This window comes from Methylobacterium sp. D48H, from assembly GCF_053345715.1.
This window is the reverse complement of record NZ_JBKFAP010000009.1, coordinates 56,067-81,404: the sequence shown is the minus strand read 5'-3', so window position 1 is coordinate 81,404 and position 25,338 is coordinate 56,067. Positions and strand designations below refer to the sequence as shown.

Here is a 25,338-nt window from a genome sequence, read left to right as displayed (position 1 = left end):
TCGCGCGTCCGGCTGGAGCCCTCCTTCGAGGCCCCCGCTGCGCTTCGGCTCCTCGGGATGAGGGGATGAATGGGAGGGGGCACGGCGCACGGTTCGAGGAAGACGGGAACACGACGTGACCAACGCAGACGCCTTCCACGACCAGGACGACCGCGCCCGCCACGAGCGGATCAAGGCGCCGCGCCCCTACCGTTTCGGCGCCAAGCGGCCGATCGAGGGCCTGCCCGAGACCCTGCCCGACCCGGTCAGGGCCTATCTCGACGTGCTGCCGGAGGGGCGCGTCGTCGGCTTCCCGCTGGCGCCACTCGATCGCACCGGCATCCCGGTCTGGTTCGTGGCCCTGTTCCTCGACGACCCGTTCTTCGTGGGCGCGATGCCGTCTGGGATCGGCTACGGCGCCACCGACGACGAGGCGCTGATCGGCGCCGTGGCGGAGATCGCCGAGAACCTGATGCCGTCCCTCGCGGTGCTGCCCCGCGCGAAGGAGCGGGCGAGCTATACCGATCTCGTCCGCGTCTACGGCGCCAAGTCGGTCGCCGACCCGCTGACCCTGTGCCTGCCCGCCGGGTCCCCGGTCGGCCGCGACACGGTGCTCGAGTGGACGCCCGCGATCCGCCACGCCACCGGCGAGATCGTCCTGATGCCGCTCGACGTCGCCGCCACCGATTATTTCGAGCTGTCGGAGGGCTACAAGCCTTTCACCAACCTGATCACCAACGGCCTCGGCGCCGGGCCCGACGTGCCTTTCGCGCTGGGCCACGGCGTGCTGGAGCTGCTCCAGCGGGACGGCAACGGCCTACTGTTCCGGGCCCTCGACCAGGGCGTGATGCTCGACCTCGACGGCATCGGCCCGGAGAACGCCGCCATGCTGGCCCGACTGAAGGACCTGGGCATCCGGGCGCTGCCGAAATTCGCCACCGACCAGTTCGGGCTGACCAACCTCTACGTCGTCGGCTACGACGAGGACCCGGCGCGCACCCCGGCGCCGATCGCCCTCTCGGCCTGCGGCGAGGCCTGCGATCCGGACCGGGAGCGGGCCCTGCGCAAGGCGCTGCTGGAATTCCAGGCGGCCCGGGTGCGCAAGACCTTCGGGCACGGCCCGCTCGACATGGCCGCCACGGTGACGCCGCCCGGCTACGTCGACGCGTTCATCCAGAAGGCGCTGCCCAGCCTGGACCTCGAGGAGAGCCGCGCTCTCCAGGCCATGCTCGAATGGATCGAGATGCCGGCGGCCGACCTGCGCGGCGTGCTCGCCGACACGGTCTATTCCGAGCGCAGCACGAAGCGATTTACGGACTTGCCCTCCACTCGGGCCGCCGACGGCCATGCGCGGGGGAAGATCGCCTGCGACCGGCTGCTCGAAGCCGGGTTCGACGTGCTCTACGTCGACTGCACACCGCCGGGCGGCGGGGTCGGCGTCGTGAAGGCGATCGTGCCGGGGCTCGAGGTCGAGACCATGAGCTACTACCGGATCGGCGAGCGCAACACCAAGAAGCTCATCGACCGCGACCATCCGCTCATCCAGTTCGGCACCGAGAGCGAGACTTTGCGGCCGGTGCGTCTGACCCCTGAAGCCCTGGAGCGGTTCGGCGGCCAGCCGCTGTTCGACGTGGCCCTGGCCGAGCGGATCGTCGGGCGGCACTATCCGCTCTACCGCGAGCCGGAATCGCACCACGCGCCGTTCCGCCTCGCCCAGCGGAAGGGGAGGGCGGCGTGACGCTCCGGTTCGCCTACAACACCAACGGCGCGGCCAACCACCGCCTCGACGACGCGCTCCACCTGATCAAGGCGGCGGGCTACGACGGCGTGGCGCTCACCCTCGACATCCACCACCTCGACCCCTTCGCCGACACCTGGGCGGCGGAAGCCGGCCGGGTGGCGAGCCTGCTGGAGAAGCTGGAGCTGACCTGCGTCATCGAGACGGGCGCCCGCTTCCTCCTCGATCCGTCCGCCAAGCACGAGCCGACGCTGGTGACCGCCGACGCCGCGGGCCGCGCCCGGCGGGTCGGCTTCCTCAAGCGGGCGATCGAGATCGGCGCCATGCTCTCCGCCGAGGCGGTCTCGTTCTGGGCCGGCGTGCCGAAGCCGGGCGTGGATCCCGGCGAGGCCCGGCGCTGGCTGGAGGAGGGGCTGCACGAGGTCGCCTCGTTCGCCGCCGAGGCCGGTGTCGTGCCCTGCCTGGAGCCCGAGCCCGGCATGCTGATCGAGACGCTCGACGACTACGCTTCCCTCTCCGTGCCGGGCTTGAAGCTCGCCCTCGACACCGGCCACTGCCTCGTCACGGGCGAGCGCGAGCCGGCGGCCGCCGTGCGGGAATTCGCCGACCGGATCGGCACCGTGGCGATCGAGGACATGAAGCGCGGCAGCCACATCCACCTGCCGTTCGGCGAGGGCGACATGGACGTGCCGGGTGTCCTGGAGGCCCTGGAGGCGGTCGGCTTCGGCAAGCTGATCTGCGTCGAGCTGTCCCGCGAGAGCCACCGGGCCGACGTGATGATCCCGCAGGCGCTGGAGTACCTCCGCGGCTGCCGGCGCCCCGGCCCGGTCCTGGCCGGCGAGCAGGAGACGCGGCGGCAATGGCAGTGAGAGCCGAACCGCGGCGAGGCGAGGATCGGGCACGGGAGAAGGGGCGCCTCGGCGCCTCGCCCAGTCGATGCGAAGGTGCGGCGCGATGAGAATCCTCTTCCTCAGCCGCCGCTACTTCCCGGCGATATCGGGCATGAGCGTCTACGCGCAGAACCTGCTGCGCGAGCTGGTCGGCGCCGGCCACGACGTCACGATGATCTCGCAGTACCGGGGCGACGCCTTCGGCACCCGGGTCTACGGGGGCGGGCCGCCGCCGCCGGTGCCGGGCGTGCGGGTGATCGGCCTGGAGCAGCTCGGCGAGCAGGCGTCGGGCGACTTCGAGCGCGACATCGCCGCCATGGTGGACGCGATCTGCCGCGAGCACGCCCGACAACCCTTCGACATCCTGCACGCGCAATACGGTTACCCGACCGGCTGGGCGGTGCTGCTCGCCGCGCGCGAACTCGGCGTGCCGAGCGTCGTCTCGATCCAGGGCGGCGACGGCCACTGGGTCGGCTCTTGCTGCGAGACCCACCGGGTCGCCATGTGCGAGGTGCTGGCCCACGCCAACGCGCTGCTGATCGGCGGCGCCTCCTTCGTGGACGAGGTCTGCGAGCGGCTCGGGTCGGACCCCGCCCGCTTCACCATCGTGCCCGGCGCGGTCGACACCGACCGGTTCGCGCAGGGCACGCCCGACGGGCTGCCCGCGCCCCATCCGGGCCCGGTGCGGCTGTTCTACCACGGCCGGGTCGACCGCCGGAAAGGCGTGCTCGACTTCATCGAGGCCCTGGCGATCCTGCGCGCGCAGGGCACGCCGTTCGCCGCCACCATCTCGGGGATCGGGCCCGACGTGGACCCGGCCAAGGCGCTCGCCGCCGAGCGCGCCTTCTCGGAGCGGGAGATCGCCTTCACGGGCTACGCCGAGTACGCCACCGTGCCCGACCTCTACCGCCGCGCCGACGTGTTCGTCTCGCCGACCTACGCGGAGGGCTTCTCCAACACGATCCTGGAGGCGCTCGCAGCAGGGCTCGCCACCGTCTCGTGCCACGCGGTCGGCGTCTCGGACTGCCTGCGCGACGGGGAGAACGGGCTGCTGGTGAACCCGGGCGACGTCCCGGCGCTGGCCGCCGCGCTCACCCGGGTCATCGCGGACGCGGATCTGCGCCGCCGCATCGCGACGGCCGGCTTGGAGGAGTGCCGCCGCGTCTACTCGTGGCACGCGGTCGGGCGGCAGATCATGGACGTCTACGCCCGCGTGCGCGGCGAGCGGCCGGCCACCGGCTTCTCGCCGGATCTGCCCCACGATCCGACGTGTCGCTTCCGCGCCGAGCCGCACCTGCTCTGAGCGCGCGGGTTGGAACCCATCGAGACCGTCGCACCCCGGACCATGCCCACCGCGCTCGCCCTCTCCCCCCATCTCGACGACGCGGCCTTCTCGTGCGGCGGCCTCCTGGCAAGCCTCGCGCAAGCTGGCTGGCGCGTGGTGATGGCGACCCTGTTCACCGGCAGCGTCGCCGAGCCGAGGGGCTTCGCGCTCGCCTGCCAGCTCGACAAGGGTCTGGGACCGGAGGTCGACTACATGGCCCTGCGCCGGGACGAGGATGTCCGGGCTGCCGCGGCGCTCGGCATCGCGCCGCCCGTCCACCTGCCGTTCAGGGAGGCGCCGCACCGGGGCTACGGCTCGGCGCCGGAGCTCTTCGCCGACACGCGCGCCGACGACGGCGTCGCGGCCGAGCTGGCACCGGCCATCGCGGGGCTGATCGCCGCGGGGAGTCCCGATCTCCTCCTGGCTCCGCAGGCGATCGGCGGGCACGTCGATCACGTCCAGACCGTGCGGGCGCTGCGCGGCCTCGCGCCGGCGCAGCCGATCCTTTGGTGGCGCGACTTTCCCTACACGGTGCGGGAGGCCGCCCCGAAGGCGCCCCTCGCCGACCTGTTCGCCGACCTCGCCGAGCCGGCGATGCGCCTCGCCCCGGAGGCCCAGACCCGGAAGCGCGCCGCCTGCGCGGCCTATGCCAGCCAGATCGGCTTCCAGTTCGGCGGCGTGGCCGGCCTCGACGCGCGCCTCGCCCGGGAGGAGGGCACCGAGCGCTTCCGCCTGTCGGGCCGCCTCGGCCTCACGATCCCCGGCCTCGATGCCGGCTGAGCCGCGGGCGCCGAAGGCGCTGGCCGATCCGGAAGCCCTCGCGGCCCGCCGCGCCCTGATCGACAGCCCCCACATCGCACCGATCCGGGCGCTGGCGGCGCGCGTCGCGGCCGAGCGCGGCGCCCCGGTCCCGGCGCCCGACCCCCTGGACGGCGGCGTCGGCGCGCGGATGCTCCTCCTCCTCGAGACCCCCGGCCCGGCGGTCCTGCGCACCGGCTTCGTCACCCGCGACAGCGCGAACGGCACGGCCGCGAACCTGTTCCGCTTCCTCGCCGAGGCCGGGCTCAGCCGGGCCGACACGCTGATCTGGAACGCGGTCCCCTGGCTCATCCACGCCGAGGGCGCCCGCAACCGGGCGCCCCGCCGGGCGGAGGTGGCGGCGGCCGCGCCCTATCTGGCCCCGCTCCTCGACCTGCTGCCGCGCCTCGCCGTGGCGGTGCTGGCCGGCCGCTTCGCCGGCGAGGCCGCGCCCGCCCTCGCGGCGCTCCGCCCCGACCTTCCGGTGATCCGGGTGCCGCACCCGAGCCCGACCTATGTCTGCACCGCGCCGGAGGTGCCGGAGCGGATCCGGCGCGGCCTCGCGGAAGCGGCCGCGATCCTCGATCGGACCTCCGGCTGAGGATAGATCGCCCGTCACGGGCCTGCCTTCCCTGGCCTTGCGCCCCGGTTCGGCCTACATGCGGGGCAACGGGCCGCGGTCCGGGAGATTCCGGCACGGGCTGACGGCCTTCGGGCCGGGCCGCGCAGCCGGAAGGGCGGACGCCGATCGGCATGAATTTTCAGGGACAGCACCGGAGCCCGGCCGAGCCGGTCGAGCCGGTCCAGCACGATGCCGAGGCGGGCTCGAAGCGGAAGAGCCGGCGCAGCCGCTATGCCTGGATCGGCACGGCGGCCAGCATCGTGCTGTTCGCCGTCTCCCTCGGCGTCCTGTGGAAGCTCGTGCAGAGCGTCAGCTGGGCGGAGGTGCGCAGCGCCATCGCGGCGGCGACCGCCGAGCAGCTCGGGCTCGCCTTCCTGTTCGTCGGCATCAGCTACCTGTTCCTGACCGGCTACGACGCGCTGGCCCTGCGCCAGCTCAAGATCAAGGTGCCGTACCGGATCACCGCGCTCGCCTCCTTCACGAGCTACGCGGTGAGTTTCACCCTCGGCTTCCCGCTGCTCACCGCCGGGACGATCCGCTACTGGATCTACGCCCGGCAGGGGCTCTCGACGGCCAAGATCGCCGCGCTCACCGTCATCGCCGGGTTCACCTTCTGGCTCGGCATGGGCGTGGTGCTGGGCCTGAGCCTGATCATCGAGGCCGGCCAGCTCGCCGGCCTCGCCTTCACGTCGATCCGGATCAACCAGGGCGTCGGCCTCGCGGCGCTCGCCCTGGTGCTCGGCTACCTCGCCTGGGTCTCGGCCAAGAAGCGCAGCATCACCGTCAAGCAGTGGCGCCTGGAGCTGCCGGGCGCCTCGGTCTCCATCGGCCAGATGATCGTCGGGATCGGCGACGTCTGCGCGGCGGCGGCGGTGCTCTACGTCCTGCTGCCCCAGGAGACGACGCTCGGCTTCACCACCTTCCTGGCGATCTACGTGCTCGCCGCCATGCTGGGGATCGCGTCGAACGCGCCGGGCGGGATCGGGGTGTTCGAGGCGACGATCCTGCTCGCCCTGTCGAGTCTGCCGCGCAACGAGGTGCTGACCTCGCTGCTGCTGTTCCGGGGCTGCTACTACGTCGTGCCGTTCGTGACCGCCCTGGCGATGCTCGGGCTGTACGAGATCGTCAAGCGCGCGGGCGGCGCCCGCGATCCCGGGCCTCCGGAGGGCACGGCCGGCCCGTCCGGCCGGGCGTGGCACGACGAGTCCGAGCCCCGCTGATCGGCCGGCCGCGCCCGCCATGTCCGGCCGCCTGCGCAGCTCCCCCGCCTGGACCGGCGCCGCGATCGCCGCGGGCCTGCTCGGGCTCGCCACCGCCCTGGCCGGGCGGTTCGATCTCCCGCTGATCCTGATCGGCCTCGCGGCGGTCTGCCTGGGCGGCTGGCTCGGCGGGCGCGGCCGCGAGGCGCCAGTGCCGCGCCCGGCCACCACCACGCCGCGCCACGCCGTCGCCGAGGCGCTGCTCGCCCACGTGCCGGACCCGGTCATCCTGGTCGACCGGCGCACCCTGGTGCTGGAGGCCAATCCCGCCGCCCGGGCGCTCCTGCCGGCCCTCCACCAGGCCCGGCCGCTGTCCTTCGCGCTCCGCGACCCGGAGGTCCTCGACGGCATCGAGGCGGTGCTGAGTTCCGGCCTCCCGCGCCGCGTCGCGCTGTCGACCCGGGTGCCGCTGGAGCGGACCTTCGATGTCCAGATCGGCGCCCTGCCGATGCCCGACGGGTCCGGCGTCAGCGCGCTGCTGTTCCTGCGCGACCTCACCGCGGCCCGGCGCCTGGAGGCGATGCGGGTCGACTTCGTCGCCAACGCCAGCCACGAGCTGCGCACGCCGCTCGCTACCCTGATCGGCTTCATCGAGACCCTGCAGGGGCCGGCCCGCGACGACGCGCAAGCCCGGGAGCGCTTCCTGGAGATCATGCGCGTCCAGGCCCTGCGGATGACGCGGCTGATCGACGACCTGCTGTCGCTGTCGCGGATCGAGCTGCGCGAGCACGTCGCCCCCACCGCGGTGGTCGATCTTGGGGCGCTCGCCCGCCAGATGGTCGACGCCCAGGGCCCGCCCGCCGAGGCGCGGGGCGCCACGATCCGGCTGGAGGAGGGTGCGGGCCCCTACGCGGTCCCCGGCGACGCCGACGAGCTGGCGCGGGTGATCGAGAACCTGATCGAGAACGCCGTGAAGTACGGCGGCGGCCGGATCAGCGTCGGGCTCGCCCGCGAGGACGACCCGCGCCTCGGGCCCCGCGTCGTCCTGTCGGTGGCCGATGACGGGCCGGGCATCCCGCCCGAGCACATCCCGCGGCTGACGGAGCGCTTCTACCGGGTCGACGTCGCCTCGAGTCGCGCCCGCGGCGGCACCGGGCTGGGGCTCGCCATCGTCAAGCACAGCCTCAACCGCCACCGCGGCCGCCTCGCCATCGAGAGCGCGGCCGGCGAGGGGACGACCGTGCGGGTCAGCCTGCCCGAGTACGGCGCCGCGCCGCCGCAGTTCGCGGCCGATCAGGCCGGCCCGGTATAGGGGCCGATCCCGAGCCCGGCCTCGACGCGCCCGACCCAGGCGCGGATCGCCGGGTAGTCCGTGAGGTCGAAGCCCCCCTCGTGGGCCATGCGCGTGTAGGCGACGAGCGCCACGTCGGCGAGGGTCAGGATCTCGCCCGCCATGAAGGCCGAGCGCCCGAGGGTGTCCTCCATCAGCCGCAGGGCGTCGGCGCCGCGCTCCGCGAGCTTCGGGTCGAGATCCTCGGGCGCCCGCTTGAGGTAGTGGAGCTGGTAGCGGCGGACCGCGATGTAGGGCTCGTGGCTGTACTGCTCCCAGAACATCCACTGCAGCATCCGGGCGTGGGGCAGGGGCTCCGCGGGGACCAGCGCGGAGCCATCCGCGAGGTAGACGATGATCGCGTTCGATTCCGACAGCACGGTGCCGTCGGGCAGGACGACGATCGGCACGCGGCCGGCGGGGTTCAGGGCGAGGAACTCGGGCCGGCGCGTCCCGCCGCCCGGGACGTCGACGTCGCGCCAGACCGCCGGGATGCCGAGATGCGCCGCGACCCATTTGACCTTGAGGCAGTTGCCGGAACCCGGGTCGCCGTAGATCGTCAGCGGCTCGCTCATCCGTGTCCCCATCGCTCCGGTGGGCGGTGACCTTGGCCGGGCGGGCGCGATTCGACAACGGCCGCGGCCCGCATCGACCGGCCGGATCCGGAGCCTCGCCCGCGAACCCTTGACCTTCCCATCATGGGAAGCTCCATCTGACCGGGCATGGATGCTTCCAACCGGACAACCGCCATGTCGAGATCCGTCGCCCTGACCCTCCCCGTCGAGGGCATGTCCTGCGCCTCCTGCGTCGGCCGCGTCGAGCGCGCCCTCGCGGCGCTGCCAGGCGCCCGTGACGTGGCGGTGAACCTCGCCACCCACCGCGCCAGCCTCGTCCTCGACGGGGCGACGAGCCCGGGCGACGTCGCGACGGCGCTCGCGGATGCCGGCTACCCCGTCCCAGAGACGCAGAGCCTGCTGGCCGTGGACGGGATGTCCTGCGCGAGTTGCGTCGGCCGCGTCGAGCGGGCGCTCGCCGCCGTGCCGGGGGTGACCGGCGCCAGCGTCAACCTCGCCGCCGGCCGGGCCGCGATCCGCCATCCCGAGGGGGTGGTGCCGATGGACGCGCTGGTGGCGGCCGTGGAAACGGCCGGTTACGAGGCCCGGCCGGTCGAGGCCGGCCACCCGGTGGACCCCTCCGCCCGTCAGGCCGAGGAGGGGCGCGCCCTGCGGCGCGACCTGATCGTCGCCGCCCTGCTCTCGGCGCCCGTCGTGGTCCTCGACATGGGTGGCCACCTTCTGCCCGCGCTGCACGGCGGCCCCGTGACGGCCCTGGTCCAGGCCGCGCTGGCCACCCTGGTCCTCGCCGGCCCAGGGCGGCGCTTCTTCCTGCGCGGCGTCCCGGGCCTGCTGCGCGGCCATCCCGACATGAACGCCCTGGTCGCCCTCGGGGCCGGCGCCGCCTACCTGTACTCCCTGGTCTCGACCCTGGCTCCGCACCTCCTGCCGGCCGGGGCGGCGCACCTCTATTTCGAGGCGAGCGTCCTGATCGTCACGCTGATCCTGCTCGGCCGGACGCTGGAGGCCCGCGCCAAGGGGCGCACCGGCCAGGCGATCGCGCGGCTGATGGACCTGACGCCGAAGACCGCCCGGGTCATCCGCGACGGCGCGGAGACCGAGGTTCCCCTCGACGCCCTGCGCCTCGGCGACGTCGTCCGGGTGCGTCCGGGCGAGCGGGTGGCGGCGGACGGCGCCGTGGTGGCCGGTAGCAGCCACGTCGACGAGAGCATGGTGACGGGCGAGCCGGCCCCGGTGCGCAAGGGGCCGGGCGATCCCGTGGTCGGCGGGACGCTCAACGGCCGCGGCAGCCTCGACCTGCGGGTCGAGGCCGTGGGGGGCGCCACCGTGGTGGCGCAGATCGCCGCCATGGTGGAGCGCGCCCAGGGCGGCAAGCTGCCGATCCAGGCGCTGGTCGACCGCGTCACCGGTCGGTTCGTCCCGGCGGTGATCGGCATCGCCGTGGTGACCTTCCTGGCCTGGCTGGCGCTGGCGCCGGCCCCGGCGCTGGGTCCGGCCCTGGTCAACGCCGTCGCGGTGCTGATCATCGCCTGCCCCTGCGCCATGGGGCTGGCGACGCCGACCGCCATCATGGTCGGCACCGGGCGCGCGGCGGCGCGCGGCGTGCTGTTCCGCGACGGCGCGGCGCTGCAGGGCCTGCGCGACGTGCGGGTGGTGGCCCTCGACAAGACCGGCACCCTGACCGAGGGCCGCCCCCGGCTCACCGAGATCGTCCCGGCCGCCGGTGTCGCGGAGGACGCGGTGCTGGCCCTCGCCGCCGCGCTGGAGACCCGCTCCGAGCACCCGCTGGCCGGCGCCGTCGTGGCGGCGGCCCGCGAGCGCGGCCTCGACCTGCCGGAACCGGGCAGCTTCGAGGCGGTGGCGGGCTTCGGGATCGCCGGACGTGTCGCGGGCCGGGCCGTGGCCCTCGGCGCGCCGCGCTACCTGGAGCGTCTCGGCGTCGCCCTCGACCCGGATCTCGCTGCCCGGGCCGAGGCGCTGGCGGGCGCGGGGCGGAGCCCGATCCACCTCGTCCTCGACGGGCGCCACGCCGCGATCCTGGCGGTGGCCGATCCCGTGAAGCCGGGCGCCCGCGCGGCGGTCGCGGCCCTGAAGGCGCGCGGCCTCGCGGTGGCGATGGTCACGGGCGACGATCCCGTCACCGCCGCCGGCGTGGCGCGGAGCCTCGGCATCGACGCCGTGGCCGCCGGGGTGCTGCCCGGCGGGAAGGTCGAGGCGGTCCAGCGGTTCCGGGCCGCGCACGGGCCGGTGGCCTTCGTGGGCGACGGCATCAACGACGCGCCGGCGCTGGCCGAGGCCGATGTCGGACTGGCGATCGGCACCGGGACCGACATCGCCGTCGAGAGCGCCGACGTGGTGCTGATGTCGGGCGATCTGGAGGCCCTGGTCGAGGCCCTGGCGCTGTCGCGGGCGGTGATGGCCAATATCCGCCAGAACCTGTTCTGGGCCTTCGCCTACAACGCCGCGCTGATCCCGGTGGCGGCCGGCGTGCTGGTGCCGTTCGGCGGCCCGGCCCTGTCGCCGATCCTAGCCGCGGGCGCCATGGCGTTCTCGAGCGTGTTCGTCCTGGGCAACGCCCTGCGGCTGCGCCGGGCCGGCGGGCGTCCCGCGGCGGCCGAGGGGCCGGCGCTGGCCGCGAGGCCGGCATGAGCGCGGCGACCCTCACGATCGGCGAGGCGGCGCGCCGGACCGGCGTCTCGGCCAAGATGATCCGCTGGTACGAGGCGACCGGCCTGCTGCCGCCGGCCGCCCGGTCCGAATCCGGCTACCGCCACTACGGCGAGGCGGACCTGCACACGCTGCGCTTCATCCGCCGCGCCCGCGACCTCGGCTTCAGCGTGGACGCGATCGCGGATCTCCTGGCGCTCTGGCGCGACCGCGCCCGGCCGAGCGCCGGGGTGAAGGCGATCGCGCAGGAGCAGATCGCCGATCTGCGCCGCCGCATCGCCGAGATGGAGGGCATGGCCCGGACGCTGGAGCACTTGGCGGAGGCCTGCTGCGGCGACGCGCGGCCGGACTGCCCGATCCTGGACGACCTCGCCGCGGGCGACCATACACCCGCGCCGCGGCGGCGCGGGCGCGGGATCACGGGGCGGGGTGCGGCGTGAGCGGGGCGCCGCGGATACCGAGCTTGGCCGTTGACGGCGGCTCTGGCCCCGGCTTTGCTGGTCCGGCCCACCAGCCAAGGCCACGAGAGCCCCGCCCCGATGCCCGTCCTCGAACGGATCCGCGCCTTCGCCGACACGATGACGGCGTGGCGGCACGACCTGCACGCCCATCCCGAGCTGCTCTACGACGTCGACCGCACCGCCGGCTTCGTCGCCGAGACGCTGCGGTCCTTCGGCTGTGACGAGGTCGTCACCGGCATCGGTCGGACCGGGGTGGTGGGCGTCATCCGCGGCCGGGGACGCAGCTCCAACCGCGCCATCGGCCTGCGCGCCGACATGGACGCCCTGCCGATCCAGGAGGTGCGCGACCTGCCCTACCGCTCCACCGTGCCGGGCAAGATGCACGCCTGCGGCCACGACGGTCACACGACCATGCTCCTCGGCGCCGCCAAGTACCTCGCCGAGACCCGGGATTTCGACGGGGCGGCCGTGCTGATCTTCCAGCCCGCCGAGGAGGGTGGCGGCGGCGGCGAGGCGATGGTCGACGACGGAATGATGGAGCGGTTCGGGGTCGAGTCGGTCTACGGGATGCACAACATCCCCGGTATGGCCGTCGGCACCTTCGCGATCCGGCCGGGGCCGATCATGGCCTCGACCGACCGCTTCACGATCACGATCGAGGGGCGGGGCGGCCATGCGGCCCTGCCGCAGAACGCCGTCGACAGCGTGCTCGTGTCGAGCCACGTGATCATCGCCCTGCAGAGCATCGTGTCGCGCAACCTCGACCCGGTGCAGTCGGCCGTGGTCTCGGTCTGCGCGCTGGAGGCCGGCGAGGCCTTCAACGTCCTGCCGCAGACCGTCACCATGCGCGGCACCATGCGCACGCTGTCCCAGGCCGTGCGCGGCGAGATCAAGGCGCGGATCGAGACCCTGGTGGCCGAGATCGCCGGCGGCTTCGGCGCGCGGGGCGGGGTCGCGTACGGGGCGAGCTACCCGGTGACCGAGAACCATCCCGCCGAGACCGATTTCATGGCCGGCGTCGCCGAGGCGCTGGTGGGTGAGGAGAACGTCGACCGGACGGTGGCGCCGATGATGACCGCCGAGGACTTCTCCTACATGCTCGCCCGCCGTCCCGGCGCCTACATGTTCATCGGCAACGGCGACAGCGCCTCGCTCCACCACCCGCACTACGATTTCAACGACGCGGCCGCGCCGTACGGGGCTTCCCTGTGGGCGCGCCTGATCGAGACCGGGCTGCCGCGCACCGCCTGAGCGCGCCCCTAAGCACACCGTCATCGCGAGCGCAGCGAAGCGACCCAGGGCAGCGCGACATCTGTCAGCGGGGCGCCAACTGGATCGCTTCGCCGCGCTCGCGATGACGGGAGGCGATCAGCCGCCGTAGCGGGCCTTGAGCAGCGCGTAGGTCAGCCGCGCCGTCTGGACCTCGCCGCCCTCCGGCCGGCCGGGCTTGGCGGAGGGGTTCCAGCCGTAGAGGTCGAAATGGCCGTGCGCCTTCGTGCTGGGCGCGAAGCGCCGCAGGAACAGCGCCGCGGTGATCGCCCCCGCGAACGGGCCGCCCGACACGTTGTTGAGGTCGGCCACCTTGGAATCGAGCAGGCTCGCGTAGGGCGCGTGCAGCGGCATGCGCCAGACCGGGTCGATCGCCGCCCGGCCGGCCCGCGCCACTGCCTCGGCCAGCGCGTCGTCCTCCGTGAAGAAGGCCGGCAGGTCCGGCCCGAGGGCCACCCGGGCCGCGCCGGTCAGGGTCGAGAAGTCGAGGATCAGGTCGGGGGAATCCGCGTCCGCGAGGGCGAGCGCGTCGGCGAGGATCAGCCGGCCCTCCGCGTCGGTATTGCCGATCTCGACGCTGAGCCCGGCCCGGCTCGGCAGCACGTCGCCGGGGCGGAAGGCGTTGCCCGCGACCGCGTTCTCCACCGCGGGGATCAGCAGGCGCAGGCGCAGGTTCAGGCCCGCGCCCATGACCATGTCGGCGGCGGCCAGCGCCGCGGCGGCGCCGCCCATGTCCTTCTTCATCAGCAGCATCGCGGCCGACGGCTTCAGGTCGAGGCCGCCGGTGTCGAAGGCGACGCCCTTGCCGACCAGGGTCACGCGCGGCGCGTCCGCCGGCCCCCAGGTCAGGTCGATCAGCCGCGGGGCCCGGGGCGAAGCGGCGCCGACCGCGTGGATCAGCGGGTACCCCTCGGCGAGGGCCGCGCCTTCCGTGACGGCGACGGAGGCGCCGTGGCGCTCGGCCACCGCCCGGGCGGCCGCCTCGATCTCGGCGGGTCCGAGATCGTTGGCCGGCGTGTTGACGAGATCCCGGCCCAGCGCCACCGCGGCGGCGACCCGCTCCACCTCGGCCGCGTCGATGCCGGCGGGCGCCGCGAGCCGGGCCTTCGTGCCGCCGCCGGACCGGTAGCGGCCGAAGCGGTAGCTCCCCATCAGCCAGGCGAGGGCGGCCTCGGCCGGCTCGGGGGCGTTGTCCAGGCGGAAGGTCCCCTCCGGCAGCAGCCCCGGCAGCTTGCCGGCGAGGAGCCTGTCGTAGGCCGCGGCCTCCGGATCGCCGAGGCCGAACAGGACGCGCGCGAGGCCGCCGTCCGGGCCGGGCAGGAGCGCGAGGCTGCCCGCCTTCGGCTTGAAGCCGATGGCCCTGGCGAAGCTCCGCTGGGCGGGCTCCAGGCCGGACTCGACCGCCGCCCAGCCCCCGGTGGGGACCAGCGTCACCGGTACGGCCTGGGTGTCGCCGGGCAGGAGCCCGCGGGTCGTCGCCGGAATCTCGGCCTGGGTCATGTGCCTCTCGCGTGCCGCCCGGACCGGCGGCTTAACCGGTGATTAGGGTTAACGCTCTATCACCGGCCGGCCGGGAGCGTGAAGCGCGTGCCATCGCGTCCGGTCCCGATGCCGGCGGAGCGCACCATGATGACGGCCCTGTTCCGGGTCACCCGATCCCAGGCACGCCCCGGACGCCGCGCCGCCCTCGCGGCCGCCGTCGTCGCGCTGGGCCTGGCCGGCTGCAACACCCGCTCGCCCGAGACGACCGGGTCGATCGGCCCCCTCGGCGGGCCGTCCGCGGCCGCCGCGGCGCCCTCGCGGCAGGACATCGACCGGCTGGCCGAGCGCTACAACGCCGACCCCGCCGACGGGCGCACGGCGATGGCCTACGCCCGCGCCCTGCGGGCCACCGACCAGATCGGCCAGGCCTCGGCGGTGCTGCAGCAGGCCGCCCTGCGCAACCCGCGCGACCAGGCCCTGCTCGGTGCCTACGGAAAGTCGCTGGTCGAGGCGGGCCGCTTCCGCGAGGCGATCGACGTGCTCTCCAACGCCCACACGCCCGCCAATCCCGACTGGCGCATCCTGTCGGCGCAGGGCTCGGCCTCCGCCCAGCTCGGCGAGCAGGCCCGCGCCCAGGGCTTCTACGAGGCCGCCCTCAAGATCCGCCCGAACGAGCCCTCGCTCCTGTCCAATCTCGGCCTGTCCTACGCGCTGTCGCGCAACCTCGATCAGGCCGAGCAGACCCTGCGCCTCGCCGCCGACCAGCCCGGCGCCGACGCGCGGGTGCGGGCTAACCTCGCCATGGTGCTCGGCCTCAAGGGCCGCTTCGCCGATGCCGAGGCCGTCCTGCGCCGCGACATGAGCGCCGAGGAGGCGGCCACGAACGTCGCGTCCCTGCGCAGGCTCGCGGCCCAGCCGAATCGATCGAAGGCCCTGTCCGTCGCGGGCGTGCCCGGGCAAGGGTAGGGCGCTCGCGCCACGCGACTCCCGCCCTTCTGCGGGCTCGCGGACGTACGCAGCAGCACCGGCAACACCCGTGCGGCTCTCCGCTCCCGCTCGGGAGAGGGGGCCTGTCGCGCTCGGCCGCCACCGTCGATGCCCGCTGGAGATGCGCGAGTCGCGCAGGCCTCCGCGGCGCGCGCCCAGTCGCCGCCACGGTCCCCGACAGGAAAACGCACCTGTCATGACGACCCGGTAGCGGCCAGATTCGAAAAGTTCTATATCCCTCCGCGGCTGCGCCGCGCGGCATCACGGGCGTCCAAATCGCCCCCGCGCATCGTCCTGCCCGGGCACTCCCGGGGCGGCGCGCGCCCGTCGGGCGCTACACAGGCCGAACACGGATCTCGTAGCGCAGGTCTTGCCTGCGCGTGTTCGACAACCCGCAGCGAGGATTGAACCAGCCGTGCCCTCACTCGACAGCTTCAAGGCCCGCCAGACGCTCGAAGCCGGCGGCAAGACCTACACCTACTATTCCATCCCCGAGGCCGAGAAGAACGGCCTCGCCTCGGCGGCCGCGCTGCCCTTCTCCATGAAGGTGATCCTGGAGAACCTGCTCCGCTACGAGGACGACCGCTCGGTCAAGAAGGCCGACATCGAGGCCGCCGTCGGCTGGCTCGACCAGAAGGGCAAGGCCGAGGTCGAGATCGCGTTCCGCCCCTCCCGCGTGCTGATGCAGGACTTCACCGGCGTCCCGGCGGTGGTCGACCTCGCGGCCATGCGCGACGCCATGGTTGCGCTCGGCGGCGACCCGCAGAAGATCAACCCGCTGGTGCCGGTGGATCTCGTCATCGACCACTCGGTGATCGTCGACGAGTTTGGCACCCCGAAGGCGCTCGCCGACAACGTCGCCCTCGAATACGAGCGTAACGGCGAGCGCTACACCTTCCTGAAATGGGGCCAGTCCGCCTTCGACAACTTCTCGGTGGTCCCCCCGGGCACCGGCATCTGCCACCAGGTGAACCTGGAATACCTTGCCCAGACCGTCTGGACGAAGTCGGAGAACGGCGCCGACGTCGCCTATCCCGACTCGCTCGTCGGCACCGATTCGCACACCACCATGGTCAACGGCATGGCGGTGCTGGGCTGGGGCGTCGGCGGCATCGAGGCCGAGGCGGCCATGCTCGGCCAGCCGCTCTCGATGCTGATCCCCGAGGTCGTGGGCTTCAAGCTGTCGGGCAAGCTGCCCGAGGGCACCACCGCCACCGACCTCGTGCTCACCGTCACCCAGATGCTGCGCAAGAAGGGCGTGGTCGGCAAGTTCGTGGAGTTCTACGGCCCCGGCCTCGACGACATGGCGGTCGCCGACCGGGCCACGATCTCCAACATGGCCCCCGAGTACGGCGCGACCTGCGGCTTCTTCCCGGTCGACCAGAAGACCATCGACTTCCTGAAGGTCACCGGCCGCTCCGACGACCGGATCGCCCTGGTCGAGGCCTACGCCAAGGCGCAGGGCATGTGGCGCGACGCCCAGACCCCCGACCCGGTCTTCACCGACACGCTGGAACTCGACATGGGCCAAGTCCGGCCCTCGCTCGCCGGCCCGAAGCGCCCGCAGGACCGCGTGCTGCTCGACGGCGCCAAGCCCGGCTTCGCCGCCTCGATGGAGACCGAGTTCAAGAAGGCCGCCGACCTCGCGCGCCGCTACCCGGTCGAGGGCACCAACTTCGACATCGGGCACGGTGACGTGGTGATCGCCGCGATCACGAGCTGCACCAACACGTCGAACCCCTCGGTGATGATCGGCGCGGGCCTGCTCGCCCGCAACGCCGTCGCCAAGGGCCTGCGCTCCAAGCCGTGGGTGAAGACCTCGCTCGCGCCCGGATCGCAGGTGGTCGGCGAGTACCTGGAGAAGTCCGGCCTGCAGGAGCCGCTCGACGCGCTCGGCTTCAACCTCGTGGGCTTCGGCTGCACGACCTGCATCGGCAATTCCGGCCCGCTGCCGGAGGCGATCTCGAAGGCGATCAACGACAACGACGTCGTCGCCGCGGCGGTGCTCTCGGGCAACCGCAACTTCGAGGGTCGGGTGAATCCCGACGTGCGGGCGAACTACCTCGCCTCGCCGCCGCTCGTGGTCGCCTACGCGCTGGCCGGCTCGCTGCAGATCGACATCACCACGGAGCCGCTGGGCCAGGGCTCGGACGGCAAGCCCGTCTACCTCAAGGACATCTGGCCGTCCTCGGCCGAGGTCCAGCAGTTCATCGAGGAGAACATCACCTCCGCGCTGTTCAAGTCCCGCTACGCGGACGTGTTCGGCGGCGACCAGAACTGGAGGGACGTCGAGGTCACCGAGGCCGAGACCTTCGCGTGGAACCCGGGCTCCACCTACGTGCAGAACCCGCCCTACTTCGTCGGCATGGAGAAGACCCCCAAGCCCGTCGAGGACATCGAGGGTGCGCGCATCCTCGGCCTGTTCCTCGACTCGATCACCACCGACCACATCTCGCCGGCGGGCAACATCCGCGCGGCCTCGCCGGCCGGCGAGTACCTGCAGTCGCACCAAGTGCGCGTGCAGGACTTCAACCAGTACGGCACGCGGCGCGGCAACCACGAGGTGATGATGCGGGGCACCTTCGCCAACATCCGCATCAAGAACCAGATGGTGAAGGACGCCTCCGGCGGCGTGGTCGAGGGCGGGTGGACGCATTTCCAGCCGTCCGGCGAGAAGATGTTCATCTACGACGCGGCGATGAAGTACGCCGAACAGGGCACGCCGCTCGTGATCTTCGCCGGCAAGGAGTACGGCACCGGCTCGTCGCGCGACTGGGCGGCGAAGGGCACGAAGCTGCTCGGCGTCCGCGCCGTGGTGGCCGAGAGCTTCGAGCGCATTCACCGCTCGAACCTCGTCGGGATGGGCGTGGTGCCGCTGGTCTTCCAGGGCGATACGAGCTGGCAGTCGCTGGGCCTGAAGGGTGACGAGACCGTCACCATCAAGGGCCTCGCCGGCGAGCTGAAGCCCCGCCAGACGCTCACCGCGGAGATCAAGTCCGCCGACGGCTCGGTGAAGCAGGTCCCGCTGACCTGCCGCATCGATACGCTCGACGAGCTCGAGTACTTCCGCAACGGCGGCATCCTGCCCTACGTGCTGCGCTCGCTCGCGGCGTGAGCCTCCGGAGGGCAGCGTCCCCGCTGCCCGCGCGGTAATCAGGCGGCGCCCACCGGGTGCCGCCTGACTCGTTTTCGGTCGGTGCCGTCGTCCGACGCGCCACGCCGTCATCGCGAGCGCAGAGAAGTGATCCAGGGCGGCGCGACGGAGGAAGTCCTTGCGCCGGCTGGATTGCTTCGCTCCGCTCGCAAAGACGGTGGAGTCTGACAACCTCGCTCCTGTCGCCTAGCAGGTCGTTTCGCTTGCGCGCAACCTTGTTTCGCGCGCGGGCCGCCCCATAACCCGGCTCCTGAAGCCAGGATGGGACCCCGATGAAGCACCTCAGCAAGACACTCGTCGCCGCCGGCCTGACGGCCCTGCTGTCGAGTGCGGCCCTCGCCGCGCAGGTCGAGCGCGTCCGCGGGACCGTCGACAAGGCCGACGGCGGCACGGTCACGATCAAGACCGACGACGGCAAGACCGAGACCGTCGACGTGAGCGGCGCCAAGTTCGCCTGGGTGGTCCCGTCGAGCCTCGACGCGATCAAGGACGGCGTCTTCATCGGCACCGCCACCAAGGGCGAGAACCCGATGACCGCCCTTGAGGTCGTCCTCTTCCCCGAGTCGATGCGCGGCACGGGCGAGGGCCATTACGGCTGGGATTCGATCACCGACCACACCGCGGGCGCCGGCGCCAAGGTGAAGAGCGCGATGACCAACGGCACGGTGAAGGCCGAGTCGTCGAACGCCCCGAAGGTGAAGAGCGCGATGACGAACGGCACCGTGAAGGCCGACAAGGCGGCCTCGGGCGGCGAGCGCACGCTGACGGTGAGCTACGGCAAGGACGGCTCCAAGGAGATCGTGGTGCCGGCCTCGGCGCCGATCGTGGCCTTCGAGCCCGCCGACAAGGCGATCCTGACCCCCGGGTCGAAGGTGTTCGCCGTGGTCGCCAAGGACGGCAGCAAGGCCGAGGGCAAGCTCGTGGCGGTCGGCAAGGACGGCCTGACCCCGCCCATGTGAGGGCGGCAGCCGCTGCGGGCGCCGGACAGACCGGCGCCCGCAGCGGCGGTCCATACGGCCTCCGGACGGCGCGTTGACGAGGAATCCGCATACAGTCGGCGCCGGACTGGATTAAAATCGACGTCTCAGCGTGTCGCGCGCTGGCACCCTGCACACAAATCGCGCATCGTCCGCCGCCGCGAGGCCCGCCAACGAGGCCGCGGCGGAGGAGTCCATCATGGGTGCTGGAGTGGCAGGCGCGATCGCGCCTGAGGGAACGCCGAGTCTGTTGTCGCGCGAGCGGATCGTCGCCAAGCCGGGCTTCAACCGGTGGCTGGTGCCGCCGGCGGCGCTGGCGATCCATCTCTGCATCGGGATGGCCTACGGCCTGTCGGTGTTCTGGCTGCCGCTGACCCGGGCGCTCTCCGTGGGCAAGCCGGCGCCCGCCGCCTGCCCCGACATGGGCGTGATGACGGCCCTGTTCACCACCACCTGCGACTGGCGGGTCAGCGACCTCGTCACGGTCTTCTCCATCGGCATCGTCGTGCTCGGTCTCTCGGCCGCCCTGTTCGGCGGCTGGCTGGAGCGGGCCGGACCGCGCAAGGCCGGCATCGCGGCGGCCCTCTGCTGGGGCGGCGGCTTCCTGATCGGCGCCTTCGGCGTCTACATCCACCAGCTCTGGCTGGTCTGGCTCGGCATGGGCCTGATCGGCGGCATCGGCCTCGGGCTCGGCTACATCTCGCCGGTCTCGACCCTGATCAAGTGGTTCCCGGACCGGCGCGGCATGGCGACCGGCATGGCGATCATGGGCTTCGGCGGCGGCGCGATGATCGGCTCGCCCCTGGCCGACAGCCTGATCAAGAGCTTCCGGACCGCCGATTCGGCCGGCGTCTGGCAGACCCTCGCGGTGATGGGCGTGGGGTACATCCTGTTCATGCTGGGCGGCGCGTTCGGCTACCGGGTGCCGCCGGCCGGCTGGCGCCCGGACGGCTGGACCAGCCCGGCCGCCAAGAACGCCATGATCGCCTCGGGGCACGTCCACCTGCGCGACGCCCACAAGACCGTCCAGTTCTGGATGATCTGGCTCGTCCTGTTCCTCAATGTGTCGGCCGGCATCGGCGTGCTGGCGCTGGCCTCGCCGATGCTCCAGGAGATCTTCGGCGGCGAGCTGATCGGCCTGCCCGGGACCGGCTTCTCGGCCCTCGACGCCGGCCAGAAGGCGCAGGTCGCGGCCATCGCGGCCGGCTTCGTCGGCCTGCTCTCACTCTTCAACATCCTGGGCCGGTTCTTCTGGGCCTCGATGTCGGACCGCATCGGGCGGAAGGTCACCTACGCGATCTTCTTCGCCCTGGGCGGCCTCCTGTACGCGGCCGCGCCCTGGGCCGCCGGCATCGGCTCGCAGGCGCTGTTCGTCGCGATCTTCTGCGTGATCCTGTCCATGTACGGCGGCGGCTTCGCGACCGTGCCGGCCTATCTCGCCGACGTGTTCGGCACGCAGTTCGTAGGCGCCATCCACGGGCGCCTGCTCACCGCCTGGTCGATGGCCGGCATCGTCGGGCCCTTCGTCATCACCAAGATCCGCGAGGCGCAGGTCGCCGCGGGCGTGCAGGGGGCCGATCTCTACGGCCGGACCATGTACGTGCTGGCGAGCTTCCTGGCGGTCGGCTTCCTCTGCAACCTGCTCGTCCGGCCCCTGGCGCAACGCTGGTTCATGTCCGATTCCGAGCGGGCCTCCCTGGACGTCCGCGCGGGCGCCACGGCCTCGGGGCCGTCCGGCTCCTTCGGGATCGGCCGCGGCGGCTTCAGCGCGGGCGCCGCGCTGGCCTGGGCGGTGGTCGGCATCCCGATCGTCTGGGGCATCGGCATCACCCTGTCGAAGGCGTTCATCCTGTTCCGCTGAGCGGGCACGCTCGGTTGTGGCGGGCCCGGCGGGCCGCTAGGTTTCCGGCGCCTCGCCGTGCCGGGATGCCTTCGTCGTGATCGACAAGCTGGACTTCCTGCTCGCGCTCGCGCGCGAGCAGCATTTCGGGCACGCCGCCGAAGCCTGCGGCGTGACTCAGCAGACTCTCTCGGCCGGCGTGAAGCAGCTGGAGAACCGGTTCGGCGTGCAGCTCGTGCTGCGCGGCTCCCGCTTCCAGGGCTTCACCCCCGAGGGCGAGCGGGTCCTCGAATGGGCGCGGCGCATCGTGGCCGACGCGCGGGCCATGCACGAGGAGGTCACGGGCCTGCGCCGGGGCCTGACCGGCCATCTCCGCATCGCGGCGATCCCGACGGCGCTGCCGATGATCGTGAACCTCACGACGCCCTACCGCGAGCGGCACCCGGACGTGCGGCTGACGGTCGAATCGGCCACCTCCGTCGACATCTTCTCGCTGATCGAGAACCTGGAGGCGGATGCGGGCCTGACCTACCTCGACAACGAGCCCCTCGGGCGGGTGATCTCTGTCCCGCTCTACCGGGAGCGCTACCGCCTCGTGACGGCGATCGGCGGGCCCTTCGAGGGTCGCACCAGCGTCACCTGGGCCGAGACCAGCCGCCTGCCCCTCTGCCTGCTCACGCCGAACATGCAGAACCGGCGGATCATCGACCAGCAGATCCGCGAGGCGGGTGCGGATCCCGCCGCGACCCTCGAGTCGAACTCGATGATCGTGCTGCTGACCCACGTGCGCACCCTGCGCTGGGCCTCGATCATGCCGGAGATCCTGGTCGACGCCCTGGGCCCCATGGAGGGCGTGCGCACGATCCCGATCACCGCACCCGACCTGGAGCACACGATCGGCCTCGTCGCCCCGCGGCGCGAGCCGTCCACGCCGATGGTGACGGCGCTCGTGGCTATCGCGCGGTCCCTGGCACGGACGCTCGATCCGGATCTGGCCGCGCCGGGCCCTTCCTGAGCGGTCGGCTCCGGGCGCGGGCCGGAACGCGGCGTTCCGCGAGCAAGCCGCGGGTCGCCCGAAGCGCGTACACCGGCAGCGTCAGGACGCGCCAGAGCGCGAGGATCGCCGCGGTGATGAGAATCGCCAGCAGGATCCGCTGCATCGAACCCGCCCTCCAACCGCCGAGCTGGCCGAGAACGCGGGCCGGTGATCGGCCGGCGGGTCGGGCAGCGTTCGGGACGAGCGACGGTTAACGAGTCGTGCTGGCGCCGGGCTGTCGGCCGGTCAGGTCGCGGTTCGGGAGATCCCGGCGACGCCGTGCGCGGGAACGCGCCGGGCAAGGAAAAAGCCGCCCCGTCTCCGGAGCGGCTTCCCGTGGGCGGTCAGGCCGCGAAGCGGCCCGCGGCCTTACTTGATCTTGGTTTCCTTGAAGTCGACGTGCTTGCGCGCGACCGGGTCGTACTTGCGCATCGTCAGCTTCTCGGTCTGCGTGCGGGAGTTCTTCTTGGTGACGTAGAAATAGCCCGTGTCGGCGGTGGAGACGAGCTTGATCTTGACGGTGACGGCCTTGGCCATGGCGCGGCGCTCCTGCAGGGTGCGGCATTCCGCGTGAGCGAAACGCAAATGGCCGGGAGGACCCGGCCGAATACGGGCGGGTGAATGCCCGATCGGGCCCGGCAGGTCAAGAGCGGACGCGCCGGCGCTCCGTCGCGGCGAGCCAGCCGGCGAAGGCCAGGAACAGGGCGAGCAGCGCCAGCGCGAACCCGTTCGGCGGCACGAGGTCGAGCCCGCCGCCGATCACCGGCGGCCCCAGCATCAACCCGACATTGTAGAGCACCACGAAGGCCGCGTTGGCGCCCGCGAGATCGTTCGGCGGCGTGCGGTCGCCCAGCATCGCGAGGCCGACCGTGTAGAGGGTCCCGGCGATGCCGCCCCAGACGAGGAGCAGCGCGCCGAACGCCGCCGGATGGCCGGCCGCGAGGGGGATCAGGGCCGAGCCCGCCGCCCCTGCGAGGCCCGCGCCGAGGAGCACCGCGCCCCGGTCGAGGCGGTCGGCGAGCCAGCCGAACGGGATCTGGAACAGCACGTTGCCCAGCGCGATCAGGCTGACGAGGCCGGCCGCCCCTTGCGCGTCGTAGCCGAGGCGCAGGCCGTAGAGCGGCAGGATGGCGAAGATGCCGGTCTCCACCGCCCCGTAGGCCAGGGCCGCCGCCAGGGCGCCGGGGGCGAGCCGGACGTGGCCGAGGATGCCGCGGCCGGAGCCCTTCTCGATCGTGGGCGACAGGCCGCGGGCCAGGGCGATGGGCAGGCCGCCGGCGAGCATGAGGGCGGCCCCCGTCGCGTAGGGCGCCAGCCCCTCGGTCCCGACCAGGGCCAGCAGCAGCGGTCCGACCGCGAAGCCCGCCGCCAGCACGGTGGCGTAGATGCCCATCACCAAGCCGCGCCGCTCCGGCGGGGCGGCGGCGTTGATCCAGTACTCGGAGAGGACGAACAGCGCGCCGAGCGTTGCCGAGAAGACGAAGCGCAGGGGGAACCACAGGGCGATGCCCGGCAGCAGCGGGAACAGCGCGAGGCTGATCGCCCCGACGAGGAGCGCCAGGCCGAGCAGCGGGGCGACGCCGACCCGCGCGGCGAGGCGCGGCACGAACGGCACCGTGCAGATGCTGGCGATGCCCGCCACCGCGGTGTTGAGCCCGATCAGCGTGCTCGACGCGCCGCGCCGCTCCATCTCGATCGAGAGGAGAGGGATCGACAGGCTGAGGCCGATGCCGACGACGGTGACACAGGTCACGGCCGCCGAGATCGCCGCCACGTCCTCCGAACTGATCCCCCGCCGCCCGTCCTGCAATCCGTCCGGACCGCTCACAAGGCCACCCGCTCGCGCCGCCCGTAGCGCTCGTAATGGAAGGGGATCATCCGGTAGGGCGCGAAATCGGCGGCGATCTGCGCCTCCAGATCGTCGAGGATCGCGCGGGTGATGTAGGGCAGGTCGAGCTTGCGGGCGGCGTCGAGCCGGACCCAGGCGAGTTCGGTGAACTCGGCGTCGGCCTCGACCCGCCCCGGCTCCTCGGCCACCACCATCCGGCGGTCGACGGTGAAGAAGCGCGTGTCGAAGCGGCGCACGCGCTTCGGCGGGGTGATCGCGCGGGCGACGAGGTGCAGCGCCTCGAGGTCGGGCAGGACGCCGTGTCGGGCGAAGCCCTCCCAGCCCGCCGGGACGTCCTCGGGCGCACCGTGCTCGGTCGTGCCGAGGAGCAGACCGGTCTCCTCGTAGGTCTCGCGGATCGCGGCGAGCGCCAGCGCCCGGCCGAGATGGTGCGGCGGCCGGGACACCTGCCGGGTCAGCGCCGCCTCGGCGTAGTCGGGGAGCGCCCCGGCCACCGGCATGTGGCGGTCGCCGAGTTCGATCCGGCCGCCCGGAAAGACGAACTTGCCCGGCATGAAGGCGAGGTTGGGGTTGCGCCGGCCCATCAGGACCTTCGGGCCGCCCCGTCCGCGCCGGTCTATCACGATCATGGTCGCGGCGTCGCGCGGCCGCAGGCGCGCCGCGGCGGGCTTCCGCTCAGGAGCTGTGACGATCGGGGGCTCCCGCTGCGGCTCCGGCAAGGCGCGTCTCCTCAAGCCCCGGGGCGGGGCGGCTCCGCGGTAGCGTGGCGAAGCCGTGCATGCCAAGGGCGTATTGCAGCCCGACGACGGCGCCCTTCACGGGCTGGAGCAGGGCCAGCGCGAAGACGAGGGTGAAGACCGGCCACACGCCCATCTCGATCCAGAGCGGCACGTCGTAGGCGCTCTCGGTCTCCAGGATGAGGTAGCCGACGATGTGGGCGACGATGAAGATCACCACGTAGGGCGGCAGGTCGTCGGCCCGGTGGTGGTGCAACTCCAGGCCGCAAACGTCGCATTCCGGCCGCACCTTGAGGAAGCGGCCGAAGATCCGGCCCTGGCCGCAATGCGGGCAGCGGCCGACGAAGCCGCGGGCCATCGCGGGGATCAGGCGGGTGCGCTCGGGAATCGCGTCGGCGGCCATGCCCTGGCTCTACACCGCCCG

The 25,338-nt window shown here is 72.9% G+C and carries 21 protein-coding genes; 15 read left to right on the top strand and 6 right to left on the bottom strand.

The features are described 5' to 3' along the window. Window positions 1–115: 115 nt before the first annotated feature. The 7 genes from ACLBX8_RS16775 to ACLBX8_RS16745 all read left to right on the top strand — a co-directional run bounded on the left by ACLBX8_RS16775 (window position 116) and on the right by ACLBX8_RS16745 (window position 7,862). The gene (locus ACLBX8_RS16775; protein WP_447699429.1) at window positions 116–1,717 is read left to right on the top strand and encodes a YcaO-like family protein; all 1,602 of its coding nucleotides are present in this window, start codon (window positions 116–118) and stop codon (window positions 1,715–1,717) included. Then, complete coding sequence (locus ACLBX8_RS16770; RefSeq protein ID WP_447699428.1) at window positions 1,714–2,586, top strand: sugar phosphate isomerase/epimerase family protein; 873 nt, start codon at window positions 1,714–1,716, stop codon at window positions 2,584–2,586. The genes ACLBX8_RS16775 and ACLBX8_RS16770 overlap by 4 nt, the downstream gene beginning before the upstream one ends. 85 nt (window positions 2,587–2,671) lie before the next feature. After that, the gene (locus tag ACLBX8_RS16765; RefSeq protein ID WP_091679479.1) at window positions 2,672–3,910 is read left to right on the top strand and encodes a glycosyltransferase family 4 protein; all 1,239 of its coding nucleotides are present in this window, start codon (window positions 2,672–2,674) and stop codon (window positions 3,908–3,910) included. A 42-nt stretch (window positions 3,911–3,952) separates the two neighbouring features. Further along, window positions 3,953–4,711, top strand: a complete 759-nt coding sequence (locus ACLBX8_RS16760) for a PIG-L deacetylase family protein (RefSeq protein WP_447699495.1) — start codon at window positions 3,953–3,955, stop codon at window positions 4,709–4,711. After that, the gene (locus ACLBX8_RS16755; RefSeq protein ID WP_020092581.1) at window positions 4,701–5,330 is read left to right on the top strand and encodes a uracil-DNA glycosylase; all 630 of its coding nucleotides are present in this window, start codon (window positions 4,701–4,703) and stop codon (window positions 5,328–5,330) included. Before ACLBX8_RS16760 ends, ACLBX8_RS16755 begins: the two co-directional genes overlap by 11 nt. A 152-nt stretch (window positions 5,331–5,482) precedes the next feature. Then, window positions 5,483–6,571 carry a lysylphosphatidylglycerol synthase domain-containing protein gene (locus ACLBX8_RS16750; protein WP_020092580.1) on the top strand — a complete coding sequence of 363 codons (1,089 nt, stop codon included), beginning with the start codon at window positions 5,483–5,485 and terminating at the stop codon, window positions 6,569–6,571. A gap of 19 nt (window positions 6,572–6,590) precedes the next feature. Further along, on the top strand, window positions 6,591–7,862 hold the full coding sequence (locus ACLBX8_RS16745) for an ATP-binding protein (RefSeq protein ID WP_447699426.1): 1,272 nt from the start codon (window positions 6,591–6,593) through the stop codon (window positions 7,860–7,862). Here ACLBX8_RS16745 and ACLBX8_RS16740 read toward each other — a convergent pair. Continuing rightward, window positions 7,844–8,455, bottom strand: coding sequence for a glutathione S-transferase family protein (locus ACLBX8_RS16740; RefSeq protein ID WP_447699425.1), 612 nt, complete (start codon window positions 8,453–8,455; stop codon window positions 7,844–7,846). The two genes, ACLBX8_RS16745 and ACLBX8_RS16740, sit on opposite strands and share 19 nt — an antisense overlap. Before the next feature lie 174 nt (window positions 8,456–8,629). Here ACLBX8_RS16740 and ACLBX8_RS16735 point away from each other — a divergent pair, with 174 nt between their 5' ends. The 3 genes from ACLBX8_RS16735 to ACLBX8_RS16725 all read left to right on the top strand — a co-directional run bounded on the left by ACLBX8_RS16735 (window position 8,630) and on the right by ACLBX8_RS16725 (window position 12,834). Further along, window positions 8,630–11,104, top strand: coding sequence for a heavy metal translocating P-type ATPase (locus tag ACLBX8_RS16735; RefSeq protein WP_447699424.1), 2,475 nt, complete (start codon window positions 8,630–8,632; stop codon window positions 11,102–11,104). Then, complete coding sequence (gene cueR / locus ACLBX8_RS16730) at window positions 11,101–11,562, top strand: Cu(I)-responsive transcriptional regulator (RefSeq protein WP_091679471.1); 462 nt, start codon at window positions 11,101–11,103, stop codon at window positions 11,560–11,562. The genes ACLBX8_RS16735 and cueR overlap by 4 nt, the downstream gene beginning before the upstream one ends. 99 nt (window positions 11,563–11,661) lie before the next feature. Further along, a complete protein-coding gene (locus ACLBX8_RS16725; protein WP_020092575.1) occupies window positions 11,662–12,834 on the top strand; it encodes a M20 aminoacylase family protein in 1,173 nt (390 codons plus the stop codon). Between the two features lie 117 nt (window positions 12,835–12,951). Here ACLBX8_RS16725 and ACLBX8_RS16720 read toward each other — a convergent pair whose 3' ends face one another. Continuing rightward, the gene (locus ACLBX8_RS16720; protein ID WP_447699423.1) at window positions 12,952–14,352 is read right to left on the bottom strand and encodes a leucyl aminopeptidase family protein; all 1,401 of its coding nucleotides are present in this window, start codon (window positions 14,350–14,352) and stop codon (window positions 12,952–12,954) included. Window positions 14,353–14,481: 129 nt separating this feature from the next. Between ACLBX8_RS16720 and ACLBX8_RS16715 the strand changes: the two genes are divergently transcribed. The 5 genes from ACLBX8_RS16715 (at window position 14,482) to ACLBX8_RS16695 (ending at window position 22,307) form a co-directional block, all read left to right on the top strand. Beyond that, a complete protein-coding gene (locus tag ACLBX8_RS16715) occupies window positions 14,482–15,300 on the top strand; it encodes a hypothetical protein (protein WP_056526184.1) in 819 nt (272 codons plus the stop codon). A gap of 436 nt (window positions 15,301–15,736) precedes the next feature. Next, a complete protein-coding gene (gene acnA / locus ACLBX8_RS16710) occupies window positions 15,737–18,436 on the top strand; it encodes an aconitate hydratase AcnA (protein ID WP_447715538.1) in 2,700 nt (899 codons plus the stop codon). A 311-nt stretch (window positions 18,437–18,747) separates the two neighbouring features. After that, complete coding sequence (locus tag ACLBX8_RS16705; RefSeq protein WP_447699421.1) at window positions 18,748–19,434, top strand: metal ABC transporter permease; 687 nt, start codon at window positions 18,748–18,750, stop codon at window positions 19,432–19,434. Between the two features lie 217 nt (window positions 19,435–19,651). After that, the gene (locus tag ACLBX8_RS16700) at window positions 19,652–21,313 is read left to right on the top strand and encodes an OFA family MFS transporter (protein ID WP_447715537.1); all 1,662 of its coding nucleotides are present in this window, start codon (window positions 19,652–19,654) and stop codon (window positions 21,311–21,313) included. A gap of 76 nt (window positions 21,314–21,389) precedes the next feature. Next, on the top strand, window positions 21,390–22,307 hold the full coding sequence (locus ACLBX8_RS16695; RefSeq protein ID WP_447715536.1) for a LysR family transcriptional regulator: 918 nt from the start codon (window positions 21,390–21,392) through the stop codon (window positions 22,305–22,307). A gap of 390 nt (window positions 22,308–22,697) precedes the next feature. On the opposite strand, the gene rpmG is transcribed toward ACLBX8_RS16695, so the two are convergent. The 4 genes from rpmG to ACLBX8_RS16675 form a co-directional block, all read right to left on the bottom strand. Then, window positions 22,698–22,865 carry a 50S ribosomal protein L33 gene (rpmG, locus tag ACLBX8_RS16690; protein ID WP_020092568.1) on the bottom strand — a complete coding sequence of 56 codons (168 nt, stop codon included), beginning with the start codon at window positions 22,863–22,865 and terminating at the stop codon, window positions 22,698–22,700. Between the two features lie 106 nt (window positions 22,866–22,971). Then, entirely contained in the window at window positions 22,972–24,156 is a 1,185-nt protein-coding gene (locus tag ACLBX8_RS16685) for an MFS transporter (protein ID WP_447715535.1), read from the bottom strand. After that, window positions 24,153–24,896: an NUDIX hydrolase gene (locus ACLBX8_RS16680; protein WP_447715534.1), complete on the bottom strand. Its 744-nt coding sequence runs from the start codon at window positions 24,894–24,896 to the stop codon at window positions 24,153–24,155. The genes ACLBX8_RS16685 and ACLBX8_RS16680 overlap by 4 nt, the downstream gene beginning before the upstream one ends. Continuing rightward, a complete protein-coding gene (locus ACLBX8_RS16675) occupies window positions 24,853–25,317 on the bottom strand; it encodes a DUF983 domain-containing protein (protein ID WP_447715533.1) in 465 nt (154 codons plus the stop codon). The genes ACLBX8_RS16680 and ACLBX8_RS16675 overlap by 44 nt, the downstream gene beginning before the upstream one ends. Between the last annotated feature and the right edge of the window lie 21 nt (window positions 25,318–25,338).